Origin of the sequence: Hansschlegelia beijingensis, assembly GCF_045505405.1 — a bacterium.
GTDB classification, from domain to species: Bacteria; Pseudomonadota; Alphaproteobacteria; order Rhizobiales; family Methylopilaceae; genus Methylopila; species Methylopila beijingensis_A.
The window spans coordinates 1-4,808 of record NZ_JBJKEX010000231.1 but is presented as its reverse complement, the minus strand read 5'-3'; the positions used below and the strand labels follow the sequence as shown (position 1 = coordinate 4,808).

5 protein-coding genes are annotated in these 4,808 nt (G+C 70.5%); 1 reads left to right on the top strand and 4 read right to left on the bottom strand.

From position 1 onward, the window contains the following. Positions 1-495, top strand: a 495-nt coding sequence (locus tag ACIKT0_RS13065) for a formylglycine-generating enzyme family protein (protein ID WP_407105759.1), incomplete at its 5' end; no start/stop codon positions are given. Between the two features lie 122 nt (positions 496-617). Here the strand turns inward: ACIKT0_RS13065 and ACIKT0_RS13060 are convergent. The 4 genes from ACIKT0_RS13060 to ACIKT0_RS13045 form a co-directional block, all read right to left on the bottom strand. Further along, the gene (locus tag ACIKT0_RS13060) at positions 618-815 is read right to left on the bottom strand and encodes a hypothetical protein (protein WP_407105758.1); all 198 of its coding nucleotides are present in this window, start codon (positions 813-815) and stop codon (positions 618-620) included. 165 nt (positions 816-980) lie between these two features. Continuing rightward, a complete protein-coding gene (locus tag ACIKT0_RS13055) occupies positions 981-3,446 on the bottom strand; it encodes a DAHL domain-containing protein (protein WP_407105757.1) in 2,466 nt (821 codons plus the stop codon). Continuing rightward, positions 3,443-4,498, bottom strand: a complete 1,056-nt coding sequence (locus ACIKT0_RS13050; RefSeq protein ID WP_407105756.1) for a cytochrome-c peroxidase — start codon at positions 4,496-4,498, stop codon at positions 3,443-3,445. The genes ACIKT0_RS13055 and ACIKT0_RS13050 overlap by 4 nt, the downstream gene beginning before the upstream one ends. Next, a partial coding sequence (locus tag ACIKT0_RS13045; protein ID WP_407105755.1) for a winged helix-turn-helix domain-containing protein occupies positions 4,467-4,808 on the bottom strand: 342 nt, incomplete at its 5' end. The genes ACIKT0_RS13045 and ACIKT0_RS13050, both read right to left, overlap by 32 nt.

Here is a 4,808-nt window from a genome sequence, read left to right as displayed (position 1 = left end):
GGCGTCAGCTGGAACCAGGCTCGCCGCTACGCCGACTGGCTCTCCGGCGCCGCCGGCCAGCCCTACCGCCTGCCGAGCGAGGCCGAGTGGGAATACGCCGCGCGCGGCGGCGCCGTCGGCTCGTTCTGGTGGGGCGACGAGGTCGGGGAGAACCACGCCAACTGCGCGGACTGCGGCGGCGCCCGAGGAGCGGTCGTGGCGACGGGCAGCTTCCCGCCCAACGGCTTCGGGCTCCACGACACTGCGGGAAACGCCGCCGAGTGGGTCGAGGATTGCTGGACCCCGGACTACCGCTCCGCGCCGTCGGACGCGCGGGCGGTGACCACTCCGGACTGCGGACAGCGCGTGCTCCGGGGCGGCGGCTTCAACAGCGACTCCCGCTATGTGCGGTCCGCCGCGCGCTTCAAGTACGACGCGGCCGTCCCCTACGTGACCAACGGGTTGCGGGTCGTCAGCGATCTCGCGGCCGCACGCGCGCCGGCGTCGCGGCCATAGGGAGACAGCATCATGGCCATCATGATCAGGACGCTCGCAGCAAGTCTGGCTCTCACGCTGGCGAGTTGCGCCCTGGCCGCCGCGCAGACCGCGGAGCGGCGCGTGGCTCCAGTTCGAGGAGCTCACCACCAGTATGCGCATGGTAGCCAGTTCAGCGTGATGCCGGGCGCCGCCGCCCACTCAGGGTCGATGGCGAGCTGCGTGGCCGAGAGGTCGTAGTAGAAGGGATTGTAGAGCGTGCGCGCCTCGGTGTCCTTGATAGCGGGCGGCGTGTGGCTGATCTTGGAGAAGGTCTCCGGCGTGCGGAAGCTTTCGACCATTGGCGGTCCCTCTTAGCGTGGCAAGCGGGCGCGACGCGTCCGCCTCCCCGAGGGTGCCGTCGCCGGGACTGTGTTTGGTTTCCGCACGCCGTTTCTCGGCTACGGCTGAAACCGCGCCGGCGGCCATGACCCGCAGGCTGAACGCAGATTGCGGCCGCGCCGGACTCAGCCGCCCGAAGACGCCTTGGCTTTGCGCCGCGAGAGCGCGTCGGCGATGTCCCGCAGCCGGAGAGGTCTCCGCAGGACGTCTGAGACGCCGACCTCCTTCAGATAGGCGGCGTCCGCCTCCTCTTCGGAATGGGCGATGAGCAGGAGGGGGAAACCCGCTCCGATCTCCGCGATGCGCCGGGGCAGGTCGACGCCGGTTTCGCGCGCGAAACGGTCGTCGATGACGCCGATCTGGAACCGGTCCGGCTCTGCGCGGATCGCGGCGAGCGCCTGGCCGGCGTCCGTGAAGCCGACGGGTTCGTAGCCGAGCGCCGCCAGGATCTCCTCGTCGCGCTCGAGCGCCTGGCGGTCGCGCTCGGCGATCAGGACCGTCTCCCCGCTCCCGCGCGCCGCGCCCTTGTCCTTGTTCAGGGCGGTCTGGCGCGAGACAGGCAGGTAGACCTGCATCACCGTGCCGGCGCCGAGCGCGCTCGACACCGTCAGCCCGCCGCCCCAGGCCTCGACGATCTCCTGCACGGTCGACAGGCCGAGGCCGGTGCCGACGCCGACCCTCTTCGTCGTGAAGAACGGCTCGAAGATGCGGTCCAGCATGCCCGGCGCGATCCCGCTGCCGTGGTCCGCCACCGCGATGCGCGCGCACCAGCCCGACGGCAGGCGGCGCAGCGCCGGCGCGCGGTCGCCGTCGAGCTTCACCCGGGACAGCTCGACCGTGATGACGCCCTCGCCGTTCATCGCGTGCGCCGCGTTCGTGCAGAGGTTGAGCACGATCTGCTGAAGCTCGGTCACCTCGCCGTGGAGGATCACGTCGGGGGCGATCTGGGTCTTGAACTCGATGCCCTCCGGCAGCGAGGCCCGCAGCAGGGTCAGCGCTTCCTCCAGCGCCTGGCTGGCGTCGAACGGACGGTTGTGCTCGCGCCGCCTGCGGCCGAAAGCCAGAATCCGGTCGATCACGGTCTGGGCCCGGGCGCTCGCCGTGAGGATCTGCGCGATGTGCCGACGCGTCGGTCCGTCCCGCCGGAGCGTGTCGGACGCGAACTCGGCGTGGCCCCTTATGGCGCCGAGGATGTTGTTGAACTCGTGGGCGACGCTGCCGGCGAGCGTGCCGAGCGCCTCGAGCCGCTGGGCGCGGGACAGCTGCGTCTGAAGGGCGTGGCGCTCCTTCTCGTTGCGCGACCGTTCGAGCGCGGAGCGGAAGATGTCCCCCACCATCCCGAGCAGGGCGCGGTCCTCGTCGACGAAACGCGCGCTCGGGTCCTGCGCCCTCAGCACGAGGAAGCCGGCCGAGCGCCCCGGCCCCTGAAGCGGGAACTTGAGGACCGCCCGCGACTGCAGGAACTTGCCCTGCGCGTCCCGCACCGAATGGATCAGCGGTCCCGGCGAGCCTTCCGAAAGCGACAGCACGGCGGCCGTCTCGGCGTCCGAGAGCCCGCCTCCCGAGGGCGGCCAGTGGTATTTCTCGTCGATCTGCCGGTCGTCGTCGAGGACCAGCAGGTCGATCTCGTCAGCCCCGGTCTGCTCGGCGAGGCGCTCCAGCGCGAACCGCACGGCGTCCGCCGTCTGGCGCCAGGGAAGCGCGATGAAGCGCCCCGAGATGGTGGCGGCCGCGCGCTCCAGCGACGCCCGCCGCTCCAGGCGCCGCGCGCCCACGCCGAGGCGCACGATCAGGAAGAAATTGAGAAGGCAGAGGCCGATCGCGCTCAGGACGAGGAACGCCTGGATCCTCGCCGCGTGGGTTTCGGCCTCGTTGTAGGCCTGGAGATACCGAGAGCGGAGCGTCTTCGCGCGATCCCTGACGGCGTCGCCCTGGATCTCGTCGGTGAGGAAGGCGAGCGTCGGGACGTAGTTGATCAGCAGCTTGCCGTGGAGCGCGAGCTCCTTGAATTCGGCGGGCGCTCCGGGCTTCTGGGCCTCGGCGTCGAGACCCTTCAGCGCTGCGATGGCGCGGTCGCGATTGTCGATCTCGGGGCGCTCGAGAAACGCCATGATCGCCACCGCGGACTGTGAGATCGCGGCCGCCCAGCCCGCGTCCGCGGCCGCGCTGCTGTCGTTGAGGCGTTCGGCGGCGTAGATGAAGATCCGCACCGAATTCCGCGTGAGCGCGACCGCCCCCTTGAAGCGCTCGACGAGATCCTCCTTGGCGGCGACCGCGTCGTCGAGCTCGACGAGCGCATCGTCGATGCCGGCCTTGGCATCCCCCGAGGCGATCGAGCTCGCGACCTTCAGCTCGGCGGTGGCCTCCCGCAGCTCCGCGATGCGTTCATTGAGCGTGTCGTAGTTGCCGAGCGTGCCGGCGCGAGCCTGCAGCACGTCCCGCTGCAGGGCCGCGTCATCGAGGAAGGTTTCGATGAGGGCGCCCAGCACGCGCTGATGCAGCGCCGCGTCCGGAAAGGCCCCGCGCGTCACCAGGTAGACCGACACCAGCAGCAGGACGCCGACGAGCGCCGGCGCGCCGATGCGCTTCACTTGGCGGCCCCGACATCCCCGGCCTGGTCGAGCGGCACGCCCTGGTAGCGCCCGGTGAGGGTCCGAAGGAACTTCACGATCAGGTCGATGTCCGACGTGGCGAGCTCGCGGCCGAGCTGTGTGCGCCCCATGATCGCGACGACCTCCTCGAGCGAGGCGACGCTGCCGTCATGCAGATACGGCGCCGTCACGGCCACGTTGCGGAGGCTTGGAACGCGGAAGACGAACCGGTCCCGTTCGAGCCCCGTGATGGCGATGCGCCCAAGGTCGGCCGGCTTCATCGTCTTCCGGTCGCCGGCCGGCTTCGCGAACACCCCGAACTTCTGCACGAGGTTGCCCCCGACATTGCGGCCCTGGTGACAGGCAATGCAGCCGAAACCCTCGAACAGGCGAAAGCCCCTCTCCTCCTCCGCCGTGATCGCGCCTTCCTGATCCCGCAGGAACCGGTCGAACCGGCTGTCCGGCGTGACCAGGGTGCGCTGGAACTGGACGAGAGCGTCCAGCACGGCCGCCTTGTCCCACCCGCCGCCGTAGAGCGCCCGGAACCTCTCCGCATAGTGAGGATCCGCACTCAGCTTCGTCAGCACGTCGTTCCAGCTGGTGGCCAGCTCGCCGGGATCGTCGACCGCCGAGTCGATCGCCTCTTCCAGGCTGCTGAACTCGCCGAGCCAGTTCAGGCGGTAGTTGAAGACGGCGTTGAAGACGCTGAGCGTGTCGAAGGCGCTCTTTGCGCCGTTCCGCGGTTTGGCCGGGCTCGCGCCGACGCCTCCCTTCTTCAGGTCGTGGCACGTGGCGCACGACGTCTGATCGTCATGGGACAGCCGCTCGTCCTCGAAGAGCATGCCCCCGAGCGCGGCTTTCGCAGGGTCAGCGGCGAGCGGAACGATCGGAGCGATCGCGTAGCTCTGCCCGGCGCCCCAGCTGCGGCCGCCCCCTGAGCCGCCGATCGCGAACACGCCGCCGGCGACGAGAGCCGCCCCGGCGAGCGGTGCGAGGACCCGCGCGAGAGCCCCGCCGCGCCTAGACGACTTCGACGGCGACGGCGAAGACATATCCGACCCCTCGCTCCGTGCGGATCAGCTTCGGCTGCGTCGGATCCACTTCGAGCTTTCGCCGGAGCCGGAGGATCTGCACGTCGATGCTGCGATCGAACACCTCCTCGTCATGCACGCGGCTCGCCCCGAGCAGCTGCTCGCGCGTCAGCACATGCTGGGGATTGCGGACGAAGGCGGCCAGCAGGTTGAACTCTCCCGCCGTCAGCCGCGTCGCCGCGCCGTCCGGCCCGGTGAGCACGCGCGTCTTCATCGCGAGCTTCCATCCGGCGAAGCGGTAGACGGCGCGCTCCGCCCGCCGCCGGGCGGC

What these genes read in the sequence shown, in the direction of transcription:
- ACIKT0_RS13060 (WP_407105758.1), bottom strand. Translation starts at nt 815, where the DNA reads ATGGTCGAAAGCTTCCGCACGCCGGAGACCTTCTCCAAGATCAGCCAC.
- ACIKT0_RS13050 (WP_407105756.1), bottom strand. Translation starts at nt 4,498, where the DNA reads ATGTCTTCGCCGTCGCCGTCGAAGTCGTCTAGGCGCGGCGGGGCTCTC.